Source organism: Aeromonas sp. MaB10011B (genome assembly GCF_017939325.1).
Lineage (GTDB): Bacteria > Pseudomonadota > Gammaproteobacteria > Enterobacterales > Aeromonadaceae > Aeromonas > Aeromonas caviae.
The window spans coordinates 212,589-229,366 of record NZ_JAGKRK010000078.1; the positions used below are offsets into that span (position 1 = coordinate 212,589).

Annotated in this window: 15 protein-coding genes and 1 other RNA gene; 5 read left to right on the forward strand and 11 right to left on the reverse strand. The window is 62.8% G+C overall.

All coding sequences use genetic code 11. The annotated features are described in order from the left end of the window. Nucleotides 1-121 precede the first annotated feature (121 nt). Nucleotides 122-454: a cell division protein ZapA gene (gene zapA, locus J9893_RS18610; protein ID WP_010675086.1), complete on the forward strand. Its 333-nt coding sequence runs from the start codon at nt 122-124 to the stop codon at nt 452-454. A 16-nt stretch (nt 455-470) separates the two neighbouring features. After that, nucleotides 471-653, forward strand: a non-coding RNA gene (gene ssrS, locus J9893_RS18615) — 6S RNA. A gap of 134 nt (nt 654-787) precedes the next feature. Here ssrS and emrD read toward each other — a convergent pair. The 8 genes from emrD to J9893_RS18655 all read right to left on the reverse strand — a co-directional run bounded on the left by emrD (nt 788) and on the right by J9893_RS18655 (nt 9,053). Next, a complete protein-coding gene (emrD, locus tag J9893_RS18620; protein ID WP_039038746.1) occupies nt 788-1,987 on the reverse strand; it encodes a multidrug efflux MFS transporter EmrD in 1,200 nt (399 codons plus the stop codon). A 270-nt stretch (nt 1,988-2,257) separates the two neighbouring features. Then, on the reverse strand, nt 2,258-3,688 hold the full coding sequence (locus tag J9893_RS18625) for an ATP-binding cassette domain-containing protein (protein WP_113070113.1): 1,431 nt from the start codon (nt 3,686-3,688) through the stop codon (nt 2,258-2,260). Next, entirely contained in the window at nt 3,685-4,491 is an 807-nt protein-coding gene (locus tag J9893_RS18630) for an ABC transporter permease (RefSeq protein ID WP_010675089.1), read from the reverse strand. The genes J9893_RS18625 and J9893_RS18630 overlap by 4 nt, the downstream gene beginning before the upstream one ends. Before the next feature lie 2 nt (nt 4,492-4,493). Continuing rightward, the gene (locus tag J9893_RS18635) at nt 4,494-5,456 is read right to left on the reverse strand and encodes an ABC transporter permease (protein WP_113070112.1); all 963 of its coding nucleotides are present in this window, start codon (nt 5,454-5,456) and stop codon (nt 4,494-4,496) included. Further along, nucleotides 5,453-6,979: an ABC transporter substrate-binding protein gene (locus J9893_RS18640; protein WP_210600090.1), complete on the reverse strand. Its 1,527-nt coding sequence runs from the start codon at nt 6,977-6,979 to the stop codon at nt 5,453-5,455. Before J9893_RS18640 ends, J9893_RS18635 begins: the two co-directional genes overlap by 4 nt. Before the next feature lie 195 nt (nt 6,980-7,174). After that, nucleotides 7,175-7,837 (reverse strand): glutathione S-transferase N-terminal domain-containing protein, encoded by a 663-nt coding sequence (locus tag J9893_RS18645; RefSeq protein ID WP_210600089.1) that lies wholly within the window; start codon nt 7,835-7,837, stop codon nt 7,175-7,177. A 31-nt stretch (nt 7,838-7,868) separates the two neighbouring features. After that, nucleotides 7,869-8,477 carry a glutathione S-transferase family protein gene (locus J9893_RS18650; RefSeq protein WP_113070110.1) on the reverse strand — a complete coding sequence of 203 codons (609 nt, stop codon included), beginning with the start codon at nt 8,475-8,477 and terminating at the stop codon, nt 7,869-7,871. 120 nt (nt 8,478-8,597) lie between these two features. Further along, the gene (locus J9893_RS18655; protein ID WP_103858437.1) at nt 8,598-9,053 is read right to left on the reverse strand and encodes a hypothetical protein; all 456 of its coding nucleotides are present in this window, start codon (nt 9,051-9,053) and stop codon (nt 8,598-8,600) included. A gap of 200 nt (nt 9,054-9,253) precedes the next feature. On the opposite strand from J9893_RS18655, the gene suhB reads away from it, so the two are divergent. Beyond that, a complete protein-coding gene (gene suhB, locus J9893_RS18660) occupies nt 9,254-10,057 on the forward strand; it encodes an inositol-1-monophosphatase (protein ID WP_039038754.1) in 804 nt (267 codons plus the stop codon). Between the two features lie 100 nt (nt 10,058-10,157). Here suhB and J9893_RS18665 read toward each other — a convergent pair whose 3' ends face one another. Both J9893_RS18665 and J9893_RS18670 read right to left on the reverse strand, forming a co-directional pair. Further along, complete coding sequence (locus J9893_RS18665; RefSeq protein WP_210600088.1) at nt 10,158-11,033, reverse strand: OmpA family protein; 876 nt, start codon at nt 11,031-11,033, stop codon at nt 10,158-10,160. A 68-nt stretch (nt 11,034-11,101) separates the two neighbouring features. Continuing rightward, complete coding sequence (locus J9893_RS18670; RefSeq protein WP_210600087.1) at nt 11,102-13,075, reverse strand: methyl-accepting chemotaxis protein; 1,974 nt, start codon at nt 13,073-13,075, stop codon at nt 11,102-11,104. A 145-nt stretch (nt 13,076-13,220) separates the two neighbouring features. Here J9893_RS18670 and rnt point away from each other — a divergent pair, with 145 nt between their 5' ends. Together rnt and J9893_RS18680 are read left to right on the forward strand one after the other, a co-directional pair. Then, complete coding sequence (gene rnt, locus J9893_RS18675) at nt 13,221-13,883, forward strand: ribonuclease T (protein WP_210600086.1); 663 nt, start codon at nt 13,221-13,223, stop codon at nt 13,881-13,883. Nucleotides 13,884-14,109: 226 nt separating this feature from the next. Then, nucleotides 14,110-15,432: a Na+/H+ antiporter family protein gene (locus J9893_RS18680; protein ID WP_113977562.1), complete on the forward strand. Its 1,323-nt coding sequence runs from the start codon at nt 14,110-14,112 to the stop codon at nt 15,430-15,432. Nucleotides 15,433-15,495: 63 nt separating this feature from the next. Here the strand turns inward: J9893_RS18680 and J9893_RS18685 are convergent, their stop codons facing one another. Next, nucleotides 15,496-16,689: an MFS transporter gene (locus J9893_RS18685; protein ID WP_201985250.1), complete on the reverse strand. Its 1,194-nt coding sequence runs from the start codon at nt 16,687-16,689 to the stop codon at nt 15,496-15,498. Between the last annotated feature and the right edge of the window lie 89 nt (nt 16,690-16,778).

The following is a 16,778-nucleotide window of genomic DNA, read 5'->3' on the forward strand; positions in this document are numbered from 1 at the left end:
TAGCATTCTCCCCCTGCCAGAGCCAGCAAGGCCTTGAAACTTCTGCATCTGCGCTATATAGTCCCGCCCAGTTGTCCACGTGGATAAAGGCGGAAATCAGCCCCGCCGTATTGAGGAAGGCATGAGCATAGAGGCCGTAGAAATCGTCATTCTGGGACGTCCCTACAAGGTGTCCTGTCCCCTGGGACAACAAGATGCCCTGCGCCAGGCCGCCGACCAGCTGACCGACAAGCTCATCGAGCTTCGTCAACGTTCCAAGGTCTCCAGCAACGAACAGCTGGCCGTCATGGCAGCGCTCAATTTCTGTCACGAGCTCTGCCTTGAAAAAGAGAAAAACCACCAATACTCTGAGACCATGGACAAGCGGATCAAGATGCTGCAACGCACCATCGAAGCCGCATTGATCGAGCACGGACAATACGGTGAATCCAGCGAAGAGGCGCAACAGCCCTAATCGCACCGAGTTTTGAAATTCCCTGGAGTGTTTGTCAGCCGGTTCAAGTCCCCGAGCCGATATTCATACCAAACAGGGGGTCTGCCTTCTGGCTATTGAGCATGCTCGGCCCGACCGAGAAGCCTGCGGCCAGATTAGATCTCCGCCTTGAACCGACGGTTCAAGGGCCCAAACCGGCAACGGCATCTCCGGGGTACCTACCCAAAAAAAGCCCGTCATCACGACGGGCTTTTTCTTTGCCTGCGCGGTATCCCCCTTCCACTCCCCTGCGGCGTCTCGCCACCCGGCAGGAGGCAGTAAAAAGCCCGCCAACGGGGCGGGCTCTTGGCCGTGTCAGACGGCCATCTGCTCGTGGGGCGCGCCGTGGTGGCGCAGCCACACAAAGCTCAAGGCCACGATCAGCACCATCACCGTCATGATGGCCCCCAGGGTCACCTGCCCCGTCATCGGGAAGCTGGCGGCCAGCAGGGTTACCACGCCAGCCCCCAGATTCTGCATGCCCCCGAGCACGGCTCCCGCGGTGCCAGCCTGGCCCGGGAAGGGCTCGATGGCACAGGAGGTGGCGGTCGGATAGAGAATGCCGCTGCCAATGAAGTAGACCGCAGCCCCGCCCACGAGGGAGGCAGCGCTCACCATGCCGAGCAGCCCGGGTACCAGGATGATGAGCGACCCCAGGGCCAGGAAGGCGATGCCAAGGCGCATCAGCTTGCCCTGGCTCAGGCGAAAACTCAGTCTGGCGGAGAGCCAGGCGCCGAACAGATAACCGGGCAGCGGCAGCACGAACAGCACGCTGACGGTGCGGGCACTCAGCTTGAGCACGTCCCCCAGCAACACCCCGGCCGCCGCCTCGAATACTGCGAGGCCGGCAAAGGTGGCCATCAGACAGAGCAGGTTGCCCTGAAAGCGCGGGTTGCCGAGCACATGACGATAGGCGGCGCCCACCCGCAGCGAATGCTGGCGGGCGGATGCTGGCAGCGTCTCCCCAAACCAGGCCAGCAGCGCCAGGGTGGTCAGGGCACCAAAACCGAACAGGAACCAGTAGCCGGCACGCCAGTTGAACAACTCGGTGAGCCAGCCGCCCAGCACAGGTGCCAGCAGAGGGGAGAAGATGACCCCCATGCTTACCAGGCTGTTGGCACGGTTGAGCTCGGCGCCACTGTAACGGTCGCGCATCACGGTCCGGCTCATGGCGCCCCCTGCCCCGGTGCCCAGCCCCTGGATCAGGCTGCCCGCCAGCAAGGCGGTGAAGCTCGGGATCAGCTGGATGGTGAGGGTGCCGACCAGGAAGATCATCATGCCGATGATGAGCACAGGGCGACGACCGATGCGATCCGACAAGGGGCCATAAACGAACTGGGAGAGGCCGTAGGGAATGAGGTAGCAGGCCATCACCGCCTGCAGCTGGCCGGAGGCCACATGGAAGTCCCCCGCCATCATGGGAATGGAGGGCACATAGAGGGTCTGGGTCATCTGACCCACGGCGACCATCAGGATGGTCAGGAAAAACAGGGGATAGAAGCTGTGCCGATACATATGTCGTCCGAAAAAGATCAAAAAGCCGCCACCCTCCGGGCAGGGATCTGCAGGAGGTGTCTGACAAAGGTCGTTGAAGAGGAACAAGGCGGAGGACCCGCACCCGCCAGCAGCAGGACGCTCTCTGGCTTACGACAATCTTAGTGATTCATATCACAAAAAACGAACGAAACTTTATAATCTGCTTACCCAAGTTTTTCTAATGCGACGGGGCCCAAGGCCCCGTCACTGTCATCTCATCATGGGGGAAGGATTCATCCTGTCCCCTCTTTACCCCACTCTTCTCACCTCGGCCGACGCGCCTTCGAACATGGGGGTACCCGCCTCCCCCAGTCTCAGACAACGAGGAGCAACCTTGCCGGCCAGCCCCTCGTCATGGGTCACCAGCAGCAGGGCGCAGCCTATCTCCCCCAGTTCCTCCAGCAGACAGGCGATGGTCTGTTGCTGGCTCAGGGGATCGAGCCGGGACGTGGGCTCATCGGCGAACAGCAGCACGGGGCGCAGCAACAGGGCCCGGATAAGCGACAGCCGCTGCAGCTCCCCTCCCGAGACCTGGTTTGGCAGGCGCGTCAGCAGCCGTTCGTCCAGCCCCAACCGGGCCAGATAGTCGACAAGCCGATGGCGAGGCAGCCTGTGCAGACGCAGCACATCATCGAACTGGGTGGCGAGGCGCACCCGGCTGGCAAAGGCCTGCACCGGATCCTGATAGAGCTTCTGCCAGCGGCAGGGGGCTATCCCTTCCCGGCGCAGCACCTCCCCTTGCAGGGGGCGTTGCAGCCCCAGCAGCACGTTGCCGAGGGTGCTCTTGCCCGCGCCGCTCGGCGCCATGATGGCCATTCGCTCCCCTTGCGCCAGGGCAAGGTCGAGCCCCGTGAACAGGGGTTGATCCCCATATCCCATGGCAAGCTCCTTCCCGCGGATGAGCCAGTCACCGGTGGGAGGGACGGCCGCCTCGGGCCAGGCGGAGGGCTCCGCCGCCAGCAGGGCCCGGGTATAGGCATGGGATGGCGTGTGCAGCACACGCTCGGCGGGCCCCTGCTCCACGATCTCTCCTCCCTTGACCACCAGCACCCAGCCCCCCAATGCGCGAGCCAGGGAGAGATCATGGGTGATGGTCAGCAGATGGCGTCCACGGGCCAGGTAGCCCAGCAACAAGGCACCCAGCCTGGCTGCGGCCCGGCTGTCGAGCCCCTTGGTGGGCTCGTCGGCCACCAGCAGACGGGCCTCCCCCAGGGTGGCGGCGGCAAAGGCCGCGCGCTGGGCCATGCCTCCCGAGAGCTGGTGTACAAAAGCGCCCTCCCGCCCGGCCAGTCCAAGCCGCTCGAGGGCGGCGCGGGCCCGCGATCGGGCCTCCTTGCCCCCTGGCAGCCACCCTTCCTCCACCTGGGCAAGCAACCCCATGGTGGGATCCAGCGCCAGCACCGGCTCCTGGGGTAGCATCGCCAGCTCCCTCCCCCAGAGAGTACGCAGGCGAGGCGTGTCGGCCAGGTTGTGATGGCGGCCACCCGACACCATCTCGCCCCGGCCTGTCAGAGGGGCTGGCAAGGTCCCCATCAGGGCATGAGCCAACAGGGATTTTCCCGAACCGCTCTCCCCGATCAGGGTCAGGGCGGTGCCGGGATGAATGGTGAAATCCAGCGCCTGCAACAGGGTTTTCTGGCCATCATCGACCTGCAACCCCTTGATATGAATGGCCGTCATGAGGTGGCTCCTTGTGAAGATGGCATGTCAAGGCCGCGCGTCTGATGAAGCAGCACCAGAGCCAGCAACATCAGCCCCATGACAAGAATGGGGGCCAGTAGCAGACGGGGAGCCTCCTGATAGTGGGGCAGCGCCTCCGTCATCATCAGCCCCAGCTCGGGCGTTGGCGGCTGAATGCCGACGCCGACAAAGCCCAGGGTAGAGAGGGTTAGAATGGCACCCGCTAGGCCGAAGGCCATCATGGTGAGCAACTGGGGGGCGAGCTCGGGCCAGAGATGGCGCCGCACCACATGGGCATGGCCGAATCCCAGCAGACGGGACGCCTCCACCTGGGGCGAGGCGAGCAGCCCCCGGCTGCGGGCACGCACCACCCGGTAATACTCCACCCACTGGGCCATGGCCAACCCGAGATAGAGGATGGCAAAGCCACCCTGGGCCATGGCGGAGAAGAGCAGCACCAGCAACAGGCCTGGCAGGGCCAGCACGCCGTCGGCCAGGCTGCGCAGCAGACCGTCGACCCAGCCGCCGCGCCAGGCCGAGAGCCAGCCCAGCAATGACCCCAACAGCGCCGCCGTGATGACGCACAGCAGTCCCAGCAGCAGGGAGAGCCGGGTCGCCGCCGCGAGGCGCGCCATCAGGCTGCGCCCCATCTGATCCCGCCCGAGGGGCTCCTGCCAGGAGGGATCAGCCAGAAACTGTGCCAGATCCTGAGCCGCCGGATCGGGCCAGAGCACGGGGCCCAGCAGGGCAAACAGCACCACCAGCAGGAGCAGGCCCAGCCCCGTTTTGACAGACAACGACATGATCAGGACTCCTTGGGACCACGGGGGTCAATGGCAAGACAAAGCAGATCGGTGAGGGTATTGAGCAGCACGAAGAGCACCGCCAGCACCAGCACGGTCCCCTGAACCATGGGGATGTCGCGCCAGAAGATGGCGTGCACCAGCGCATGGCCGATCCCGGGCCAGGCAAACAGGCTCTCGACCACCACGACCCCCTCGATGAGCAGCACCAGCTGCACGCTGGTGTAGGCGATGATGCTGACCCCGGTGTTGCGCAGACCGTGGCGCCAGAAAACCCGGGCCGGCGAAAGCCCCTTGGTGAGGGCAAATCGGTAATAACCGGACTGCACCACGGTGAGCACGCTTTCACGCACCACCCGGGAGAGCACGCCGGAGAGCCCCAATCCCAGGGTCAGGGCGGGCAGCAGCAGGTTGCTCCCCTCCCCGTGCCCTGCCGCACTGACCCAGCCCAGCTCCACCGAGAGCATCACCATGAGCACCAGGCCGAGCAAGAAGGGGGGCAACGCACGCATCAGCACGCTCCAGGCCAGGGTCAGGCGATCACACCATCCCCCCGGGCGCAGCGCACTCAGGCTGCCAAGCGGCAGCGCCACCACCAGCGCCAGCACCACGGAGGCGCTCGCGAGCGTCAGGGTGGCGCCCAGGTGATGACCCACGTCGGTGGCGACCGGTGCGCCCGTCACCAGGGAGCTGCCGAGATCCCCTTGCAGCAAGGCCCACAGCCAGTCGCCAAAACGGGCAAGGGCCGAGCCGGCCAGCCCCAGCTCGCTGCGCACCGCGTTGGCCGCCTCGGCGGTGACATAGTCATAGCCATAACGACCCGCCGCGATGCGAAAGGCGATGTCTCCGGGCAGGGACTGCACCATCAGAAAACAGAGTCCGGCCACCAGCAGGGCAACCACCAGCGCCTGCACCAGACGCTGACCCAGTATCCCCATGACGCGAGACAAGGGGGTCGCTGTCATCGTGCGCTCCATGTCAACTTGTCCAGGCCATAGCTGCGCTCCTGGGGATCGAGTTCAAACCCCTCCAGCCCCCGACTGACCGCCGCGCTCTGGCGGTACCAGGCGATGGGCAGGAGCGGCAACTCCTGTTGCAGTGTCGTGGCTATCTCCCGGCGAGCCGCGGCGGCGTCTGTGGGCGACAAGGCTTGCGTGGCAAGGCGGGTCAGTGTTTGCGTCATGGCCGGGGAGTGCCAGTTCATCACCCCCCAGTCCGCACCGGCAGGGGCCAAGTCCCCCAGCAAAGTGACCAGGGGATCCGGTACCAGGGCATAATTGCGGGCGTAGAGACCAAGCTGGAGCGAACCGTCCTGATGGCCCGCCGGTATCTCGCTCGAGTTGCCCACCGCCACCTTGAGATCCACCCCCACCGCCTTCCACTGCGCCTGCAGTGCCGTGGCGAGAAGCGGCAGCTCCGGACGGTCAGGGAAGGTACGCAGGGTCAGGGCGAAGCGCTCTTCCCCCTTGCGCAGCACACCGTCCTCCCCCGGCTGCCAGCCTGCCGCCGCGAAGGCCGCCCGGGCCGCCTTGACGTCATAGGCAAGCGGCGTCAACCCGAGCTGGTGCCACTCCCCCAGAGTGGGAGGAAAGAGCTGGGTTGCCGCCATCTCGGGATCCCGCAGCAGGGCGGCTGCCATACCACGACGATCGATGGCGAGACTCAGGGCACGGCGCACCACCGGATCGCTCAGACGAGGATCGGCGCCATTGAGCTTGAGCTGGATGGTCCGTGGCAGGGTGACCGAGGCGATGGAGACCCGTGACGCCTGCTGCAAGCGGCGGATGCTGACCGGATCCAGCCCCCAGGCGATGTCGGCCTGACCGCTCTCGGCCATCAGGGTGCGGCTCTCTGCGCGCCCCACCGTCAGGTAGCTGACCTCCTCGATCGCGGACCTGGCCCCCTGCCAGCCGTCGAAACGCACAGTCTCTATCCGCTGGGGTTGTTGCAGGCGGGTGATGCGGTAGGGGCCAGAGCCTATCACCTGGGTTACCTCCCCCTTGGTATCGTAGGCGGCCTTCGCCAGGATCTGGGTGCTGGGGTGGGCCAGCACGGCGGGCAGGGAGGCGAAGGGTTCGCTCAGGGTGACCTTCAAGACGCCATCTCCAGATCCGATGGACGCAATAGGAGCGCTGGTCATCACGCCGGGCTTGCGCCAGGCCTGTTGCAGGGCAAAAGCGGCCTGCTCGGCGCTCACCTCGCTGCCATCGTGAAAACGGGCCCCGGGGCGCAACCTGAATCGCCACTGCAGACCGTCATCGCTACGCGACCACTCACTGGCAAGCCCGGGTTGCAGATTGCCTTTCCCATCGACATCTACCAGGGTCTCCGCCACCTGCATGCGAGTAAAGAAGACCCCGTTGCTGGCGGGGTCGACACTGTGGATCTCCCAGGGCCCCACCATGGCAAGCGGTTTGCCGTCGGCTGCAGTCGTTCCTGCCATCAGAGCCAGGGCGAACCACCCGGCTGCGGTGCATTTTTTTGTCATCCTTTCCATCCAAGCTTCATGTTCATCAACCAAAGAGATGGCGTTATAACATAACAATTAATCAGGAAGAATGACTTTTGATTTTTGATAAATGGCTTATTTGAAAGACAAAAAGCGACTGCGATGCAGATCGTCAAACAACGGGGAGTCAAAGGGGAATAAAAAAGATGGCCCGTCAGGGCCATCATGATGGCGTCAGCGAGTCACCATCTGCTGCGCCCGCTTGACCTGATCCTCGGGGCTCTCATTGCGCGGTGGAATAGTGATGCCCTTATGGCAGGCGGGCCTGGCTTCCATGCGTGCCATCCAGGCCTGCAAATGCACCAACCCCTCGATGGAGATACCACTCCAGTCGTGGATGCGCACCCAGGGCCAGGTAGCGATGTCGGCGATGCTGTACTCGTCCGCAAGATACTCATGGTGTGCCAGATGACCGTCGAGCACCTCGAACAGGCGTCGCCCCTCCTTCTGGTAACGCTCGATGGCGGCCGGGATCTTCTCGGGGAAATAGCGATAGAAGACGTTGGCCTGCCCCATCATGGGACCGACGCCTCCCATCTGGAACATCAGCCACTGGATGGCCTGGGAGCGGCGCTTGGGATCCTGCGGCAGCAACTTGCCGGTTTTTTCCGCCAGATAGATAAGGATGGCGCCGGACTCGAACACCGCGAAGTCACCATTGTCCCGATCGATGATGGCCGGGATGCGGCCATTGGGGTTGATGGCCAGGAACTCGGGCTTCTTCTGCTCCATAGTCGCGAAATCAAGGGGAATGACCTTGTAGGGCAGCCCCAGCTCTTCGAGGGCGATCGACACCTTGAACCCGTTGGGCGTGGCGGCAGTGTACAACTCTATCATCTTGGACTCCTTGAACGTTCAGGGGAAAGGATCAAGCCTGGGCGCTGGGCCGGGCACTCACCCGGTCATGCCAGTCCTGCAAACGAGGCTGTTCGGGGGTGATACGCAGGCCAACCACCTTGCCAAAATCAATGGTACAGAGGGCAAGAATGTCGGCGATGGTGAAGCGCTCCCCCGCAATATAGGGCACCTCGGCAAGACGGGCATCAAGCTTGTCAAACCAGATCTGAGCCTGTTGCTTGCACTCCTCCCCCCATTCGGGGAAGACCCGCTCCCGGTCTTTGTAAAAACCGGTGATATGACGAAACGCCATACCGGTCGGCAGCCAGAGCTTGAACTCGATGAAGCGACTCCACATCTCTATGGTGGCGCGCTCCAGCGCGGTACTGCCAAACAGGTTCGGCTCGGGGTGGAGCTCTTCAAAATAGCGACAGATGGCCAGGGTTTCACTCAGACAGGTTCCGTCATCGAGTTCCAGCACAGGAATGCGCCCGGCCGGGTTCTTGGTCAAAAAGGCGGGCGCCAGGTTTTCCCCCGCCCCCAGATCGACCTGCTGATATTCCATCTCGATCCCCTTCTCCGCCAGAAACATTCTGACCCGACGGGCATTGGGGGCTCGTCTCAGCTCATAAACCTTCATGTCACCTCCGTCGACGAACACACAGTGAGCCGCTGCGCAGGCCATAGCAAAGCGGCACAATATCGGTCAGTTATGACAAATATTGTGCCCCTTGAACAGCCCGCATCGAGGGGGAGATGATTAGCTGCTCAGTACCCCTGGTTGGCGCTGGCGCAGCAAGATAAGACGGGAAAGCAGCGGGAAATAGGATTCAAACTTGCTTTGCAGCACCAGGCTGCAGGCAGGATCCGCCAGTTCGGCCTCATCCAGCAGAATACCGTTGGAGACGAAATAAAAATGCGGATCCCGAACATCCGGCCCCTGTGGAGGATGTTCATACTGTCGATGCACCAACAGGGGAAGCACCGGTAATCCCAGTGCACTGCCTCCTGCTGGCCAGAGCGGAACAGGCCAAGCAGCGCCCTCTTCTTCCAGCAGCAGGATCGCCGCTTCATCCTTCGACGGTTGCCACTGCTGGGGCTGTGCCACCCGGACCTCGGTGACATAATCGCTCTCTTCGCTGGCGGCACGCAGTGCGGCCAACACACCCAGAGTCGTCGGCGACGACGGTTTCTGACTGATTAATGACAGATTCATGGCTCATATCCCTATGCTCACCACAGCCTGTTATCCGGCTGTCGCGATAAGACTAGTTGATTACAGGTCTTTATTGGAGCCGTCAGATCTGTCAGTCCCCCCCCTGACCGAATGAGGGCATAGCAGTTGCTATTCCCGAATATCTTGGTAAGATGTCGCGTCCTTTTATCCCCCGTTCTTTAACATCCAGTGGTGAACCTATGCATCCGATGCTGAATATCGCCGTGCGCGCTGCGCGCAACGCCGGTCAAGTAGTAGTAAAAGCCTTTTCTCAACCCGAGAACATCGAGGTTATCCAGAAAGGCAGCAATGACTTCGTGACCAACGTTGACCGTGACGCCGAAGCGGCCATCATTCACACCATCAAAAAATCTTACCCGGAACACAGCATCGTTGCTGAAGAGTCTGGCGAGATTGCCGGTACCAATCCGGACTACCAATGGATCATCGACCCACTGGATGGCACGACCAACCTGGTCAAAGGCATTCCGCACTTTGCCGTTTCCATCGCTCTGCGCGTCAAGGGCAAGACCGAACAAGCCGTTGTCTACGATCCCATCCGTGACGAGCTGTTCACTGCCACCCGCGGCAGCGGCGCCCAGCTGAACGGCTACCGCATCCGTGTCGGCAAGGCCAAAGAGCTCTCCGGCACCATCCTGGCCACCGGGTTCCCGTTCAAGCAGAAGCACCACATCGAACCCTACCTGAAGATGTTCCAGAGCATGTTCATCGAGTGTGCAGACATCCGTCGTGCTGGCTCCGCCGCGCTGGATCTCGCCTATGTGGCCGCTGGTCGCGTCGACGGTTTCTGGGAAATCGGCCTCAAGCCCTGGGACACCGCCGCCGGTGAGCTGCTGGCCAAAGAAGCCGGCGCCATCGTCACCGACTTCGTTGGTGGTCACAACTACGAAAACTCCGGCAATATCGTGGTGGCCAACCCCCGTGTGCTGAAAGAGATGCTCGGCAAGATCCGCGAAAACCTGCCGGAATCCCTGGCCAAGTAATCCCGGAAACCCGTGAAAAAAATGCCAGTCGGTTCGCCGACTGGCATTTTTTATTCCTGACTACAGCGAAAATCCCGCCCCTCTCGATGACTCAACGGGATCAGATAGTGCCGTTGCGTCCCATGTTGATCACCACCCGGCGGTTCTTGGCTCGGCCAGCTTCCGTTTCGTTGGAGGCCACGTGCTGTTTCTCACCGTGCCCTTCCACCGAGATCTTGCCCTCCTCGATGCCGAGATCCACAAACACCTGCTTGATGGCATCCGCCCGCTTCTCGGAGAGCTTCTGGTTTGGCCAGCGGCCGCCATAGCTGTCGCTGTAGGCGTCGATCACCACCACATCGATGCTCTTGTCTGCCTTCACATAGTCACCGATCATCACCAGCCGCCGCTTGGAGGCCGGTGACAACTGATCGCTGTTCTTGTCATAGGAGAGCACGCTGAAGGCGATGTCGTTGAAGCTGTAGGGCAGCAAGCCACTCAGGCAGTCCATGAACGCCTGGTACTTGACCCTGAAATTGACCGACGAGAGCGATACCCGCACCGGCCTGTCCTGACGATACCAGTCGCGATACTGGAAAGTCGGCATACGCCCTCCTTCCAGCTCGTCCAGCATGGTCCAGGCGGTCTGCCCCGCCACCAGGCCGTCAAACTGCTGATAGAACTGCAACTGGCTGATCTGTCGCCCGGCCACCCCGGGACGCCAGCTGGGGGGCATGATCCCGAGGCTCACTGTCTGAGTACGCGCCTGGGGTCGCTGCCCCTTGAGCTCGAAATCCAGATTGATCTTGCGCCCGGCCCGGCTGACAAAGGCCCCGGTTCCCCAACGGGGAATAGGATGCTCCAGCCTGCACTCCACCTGGGTATCAGAGGTCAGGCGCCAGACGGATTGATCCAGACCGGCGCCAAATTCGGTCACGCCCGCCTGCAACTGCATACTCACTGATATGCTGATCAACCCCAACACCCAAGCATTCAACGGCTTGTCCTCCACACTATCTCGAATTATCTATCGGCGGCGGCAGGACAAGCTTTAGGTCAAAACGCTCAGTGGGGGGAAGAAGGGGCCATCAGCTTGAAGCTGGCGATGCGTCCCGCCAGATCCCGGGCCAGGGCATCCAGTTCGGCACTGTGTTGTTGCAGGGTATGGGAGTGCTGGCGATGGGCCTCATACACGTCACGGATGGTCATCACGTTTTGCTGGATGTCGTCGGTCACGTAACGCTGCTCCTCGGTGGCGGTGGCCACCTGGGCCGTCATGTCGCTCACCTTGCGCACCTCGTTGACGATGTCGGTCAGCTCGCTCCCCGCCCGTTTGGCCTCCGTCACGCTAAGGCCGGCCTGTTCGGTGCCCGTGTGCATGGCAGCCACCGCCTCGTTGGCCCCCTGACGCAAGCGGCCCAACATCCGCTCTATGTCATCCGCCGCCTGCTGGGTACGGGAGGCAAGCGCTCTCACCTCGTCGGCCACCACTGCAAAGCCGCGCCCGGATTCACCGGCACGGGCCGCCTCGATGGCGGCATTGAGGGCCAGCAGGTTGGTTCTGTCCGAGATCTGCTTGATGAGGCTCAAGGCCTCCCCCACCGACTCGGTATCCCGATGCAGGCTGTCCACCAGGTGCCGGGTATCCACCAGCGTGCCCGCCACCTGCTGGATGGTGTGGATGGTCTGATCCACCTCCTTGTCACCCTGCTTCGCCCGGCCGATGGCCTGCTGGGTCGCCTGGGAGGTCTGGGTTGCGTTGCGGGCAATTTCCGCGACAGTCGATGCCATCTCGGTGGCGGCAGTCGCCACCAGATCCACCTGCCCGCATCCCCTGACTACGCCGGCATTCACCTCGGCAATGACCTCGGCCGAGCTGGCGGCGCTGCGTATCAGCACGTCACAGGAGTGGCGCACAGCCAGCAGCAAACTCTCCAGGTGCCCGAGGAAATGGTTCAGATCCCGCGCCAGGGCCCCCAGCTCATCCCCGGATCGCCAGTCGACCCGCACGGTCAGGTCGTTCTCCTGCACCAGGCGCTTGAAGGTCTGGTGCAGGGCCATAAAGCCCAGATGCAGATCCCGCACTACCCGCCAGCAGACGAAGGTGGTCAGGACGATGCACAGCAACACGCCAACCGCCCCCCACCAGAAGTCACTGGCACTCCCGACCCGCATCTGTTCAACCCGCTCGAAGAGCTGCTGATAGAGGCTGTCTTCTATCTCCTTGAGCAGGCCTATCTTGTCGGTACTCAAGGCAAACCAGGCCTCGGCATCCACCCCGAAGCCGCCGCTGGCCGCCTTGTCGAGCGCCAGCTTCTCCATGGCGGCTACCTTGCTCACCACTGGCGAGGCCAGGCTGTCGGCCAGCAACTGGCGCTGGGCGGGACTCGCCACCGCCTGGAAACGTTCGAGATAGGTGTTCTGGGCCGCCAGCAGGGAAATGAACTGCTGCAACAGCGCAGGCGTGAAGCTGTCACGGCCAAAGACGTTGCTGAGCGTCGCCCGCTCCAGTCCCGCACGCTCCTTGCTTTGCAGGAAGGCGGCGTAGGCATTGGTCTGCAGGGCGATGGTGGCATCCATGCTGTCGACACTTATCTTGTCCACCACCGCCAGCAAGGCGGTCACAAGGCGGGTATAGAAGCCGACCTGTTCCGCCACCTCGACCCCCAGGGCGCTGACCCGCTCACGCATGGCGGTGAGTCCGGCCACTCCCTGCTGCACCTCCGTCAGCGCCAGCAAGGCAGGATCCTGATGAAAACGCTGCAACAGGCTGTCCACCACCTTGCGCTGGGCAGGCAGCGCATCGCGAAACTTGTTGCCGCCAGAGCCGAGGAAGCCGGCCGACATGCCGCGCTCCCGTTGCAGCTCATGGGCCAGCTGCGCCGCCTCTTTCACCACCGCCAGCGCGACCAGGGCGCCGCTCATCTCCTGTTCGACCCGATAACGTTCATAGACGTACCGGCCGGAGAAAAACAGCAAGGCCAACAGCGGCAGGCAGACCACCAACATCATCTTGTGTGCCAATCCCAGCTTCTTCATCGTCCTCTCCCTCCATGGTTGACGTCGCCCATTATAAGCACAGGTGTTTCAAAATGGCCCTCTTGCCGTCCCATGGCGGCAGATAAGGGACAAGGGCACGCTTTTTTGCCATAATGCCGCCTCCTTTCACGCCGACCGAGATACCATGACCGACGCCGTTCACACCCTCAAGGGCCGTTTTCGCGGCTTTTACCCCGTCGTCATCGATGTTGAAACCGCCGGATTCAATGCCAAGACCGATGCCCTGCTGGAAATAGCCGCCCACACCCTCAAGATGGATGAGCAGGGCTGGCTCGCCCCTGACCAGATCTTCCATTTTCATGTCCAGCCCTTTGAGGGCGCCAATCTGGAGAAAGCGGCGCTGGAGTTCACCGGCATCGACCCCTTCAACCCGCTGCGGGGCGCGGTGGACGAGAAGGAAGCACTCACCGAGATCTTCAAGGGGGTGCGCAAGGGCATGAAGGAGCAGGATTGTGGTCGCGCCATCATAGTGGCCCACAACGCCACCTTCGACCACGGCTTCGTGATGGCCGCCGCCGAGCGGGCCGGCCTCAAGCGCAATCCGTTCCACCCCTTCGCCACCTTCGACACCGCCGCCCTCTCGGGTCTTGCCCTGGGACAGACGGTGTTGGCCAAGGCCTGTCAGAGCGCCAATATTCCCTTTGACAACAAAGAGGCCCACTCGGCCCTCTACGACACCGAGCGCACCACAGAGCTCTTCTGCCACATCGTCAATCGCTGGAAGAGCCTGGGAGGCTGGCCTCTGGCCAACCCGGATGAAACGACAGACACCGAAGACGAGGGCTGAACACTCCCAGCCCCTGCCCAGACAGGCTGCCCATGGCAGCCTGTCTGCATGAGGGGACCTGTCTGGGCAAGGAAGAAGGGCCATTTTCCCGGTTTCCGTTCACCGCCAGCAGAAGATGCGTCCCTTGGCCGGGATCTGCCGATTTTTTTCTCGACATTTAGCCTGTTTTTCGCAAACTAGCTGGCTTTCACACGACTGACAGCAACACAATCCATAAGGAAATCAAATGAATCCTGTTGTTATCGCGGTGGCGCTGATGCTGGTGCTCAGCCTGCTGCGGATCAATGTGGTGGTCTCCCTCGCCATCGGTGCCATCGTGGGTGGCCTGCTCGGCGGACTCTCCCTCGAGCAGACCCTCAGCACCTTCACCGGTGGCCTGGGCGGCGGTGCAGAAATCGCCCTCTCCTACGCCATGCTGGGGGCTTTCGCTGTAGCCATCTCCCGCTCCGGCATCACCGATCTGCTGGCCCGCAAGGTCATCAACCAGCTCGGCAAGGATGCCAGCAGCACCCGCATTCTCTGGGTCAAGAGCCTGCTGCTCACCTCGGTGCTCGCGGTCTCCATCTCCTCCCAGAACCTGATCCCGGTGCACATCGCCTTCATTCCCATCCTGATCCCGCCGCTGCTGCATGTCATGGCCCAGATGCAGATAGACCGCCGTCAGGTGGCCTGCGTCATCACCTTCGGCCTGACCGCTACCTACATGCTGCTGCCGGTGGGCTTTGGCGGCATCTTCCTGAACAACATCCTGGCCAAGAATCTCGTCGACAACGGCGTACCGGTGGAATTCAGCCAGTTGCCCCTGGCGATGGCCATCCCGGTATTCGGCATGTTCCTCGGCCTGCTCATCGCCGTCTTCTTCAGCTACCGCAAGCCGCGTCAGTATGATCTGGAGCAGATCCTGGCCGCCGAACCCGAGACGGTCGAGCTCAATCTCAACCACATCTGGGTCGCCCTGCTGGCCATCGCCGTGGCACTCGGTCTGCAACTGATGACCAACAGCATCGTGCTGGGGGCACTCGCAGGCTTCATCATCTTCACCTGCGGCGGCGTCATCAAATTCCGCGAGAGCCAGGATGCCTTCACCCAGGGTGTGCGCATGATGTCCCTCATCGGCTTTATCATGATCTCGGCCGCAGGCTTCGCCGCCGTCATGAAGGAGACCCACGGGGTGGAGAGTCTGGTGCAGTCTGTCTCCAGCATGATGGCCGGTCACAAGGGACTGGCGGCCTTCCTGATGCTGCTGGTGGGCCTGCTCATCACCATGGGGATCGGCTCCTCCTTCTCCACCGTGCCCATCATCGCCACCATCTATGTGCCCCTGTGCATCCACCTCGGCTTCTCGCCCATGGCGACCATCGCCCTGGTGGGCACCGCGGGCGCGCTGGGGGACGCGGGTTCCCCCGCCTCCGACTCGACGCTCGGCCCCACATCGGGCCTCAATGCCGACGGTCAGCACGACCACATCTGGGACAGCGTGGTGCCAACCTTCATCCACTACAACATCCCCCTGGTGATCTTCGGCTGGATTGCCGCCATGGTGCTCTGAGTCCATCCCGAGCAGACAGACAAAAGGCGACCCCGGGGTCGCCTTTCTTGTCTTGCACATGCCTCAGATGACCGGTTGCAGCCCCCGCCTGCCGGCCAGGGCGCAGAGACAGGCAACCAGGGCCAACCCCATGCCGGCTGCTCCCACCCCGAGCCAGTGTCCCTGTTGCCAGACCAGCATCCCCAGGCTGGAGCCGAGGGTTCCCCCCAGGAACATGCCGGTCATGAAGAGGGTATTGATGCGCCCCCTGGCCTCAGGTCTCAGACCATAGATGCGCTGCTGATGGGCGATGAGTGCGCTCTGCACTCCGAGATCCAGCAAGATGACCCCGCACGCCAGCCCGGCCAGAGAGAGCCACAGCTCGAAGCAGATCCAGGCAAGCACCACCAGCACGGCGCCGGCCAATACCACTGGTCTGGCCCCCAACCGATCCGCCATCCGGCCTGCCAAAGGGGCCGCCACCACCCCAGCCACCCCGATGACGCCGAACAGACCCGCCATGTCGGCCCCCAACCCATAGGCAGGTTCGGCCAGGTAGAACGCCAGCACGGTCCAGAAGGCGCTGAAGGAGGCAAACAGCAAGCCCTGGGTCAGGGTCGCGCGGCGCAAGGCGGGCTCCTCGCGCCACAGACCGACCAGAGAGTGAAGCAGACGGCCATAACCGAGGGGAGAGCGCGGCAATCCGGACGGTATCATCCTGGCCATCAGCAGAGCCCCCAACAGGGCCAGGGGAATGGCCAGCCAGAACATGGCGCGCCAACTGCCATAAGCGGTGACCAGGCCAGCGACGGTACGGCTGAGCAGTATTCCGGCCAGCAGGCCGCTCATCACGCTGCCGACCACGGCACCACGGCGGGCGGGATCTGCCAGGGTCGCCGCCACCGGGACTATCTGCTGGGCCGCCGTGGCCCCGATGCCGAGCAGGACTGAGGCCAGCATCAAGGTGGTGGCACTCGTGGCCGTGGCCGCCAGCAGGGAAGCCAGCGCGATCAGTGCAAACTGCCCCGGAATAAGCCAGCGGCGCTCGACTACATCGCCAAGCGGCACCAGCAAAAGCAGACCCATGGCATAGCCGAGCTGGGTCAGCATGGCGATCAATGGCATGCCCGAGTGCCCGGGAAAGTCCTGCGCCATCACAGCCAACATGGGCTGGTTGTAGTAGATGTTGGCAACTGCCACGCCGCATGACAGGGCCATGGCGAAGAGCAGGGAGGGGCCGGGGGTTGCGGCCCCTCCGGCAGAAGGCGATGTACTCATGATCTTCTCCTCGTGGTAGAAGGGCTCCCGCCAAGATACGGGCCCCATGCGCACAGCCTACCCGGGGAGCGTCGCCACCAGTAGAGCGG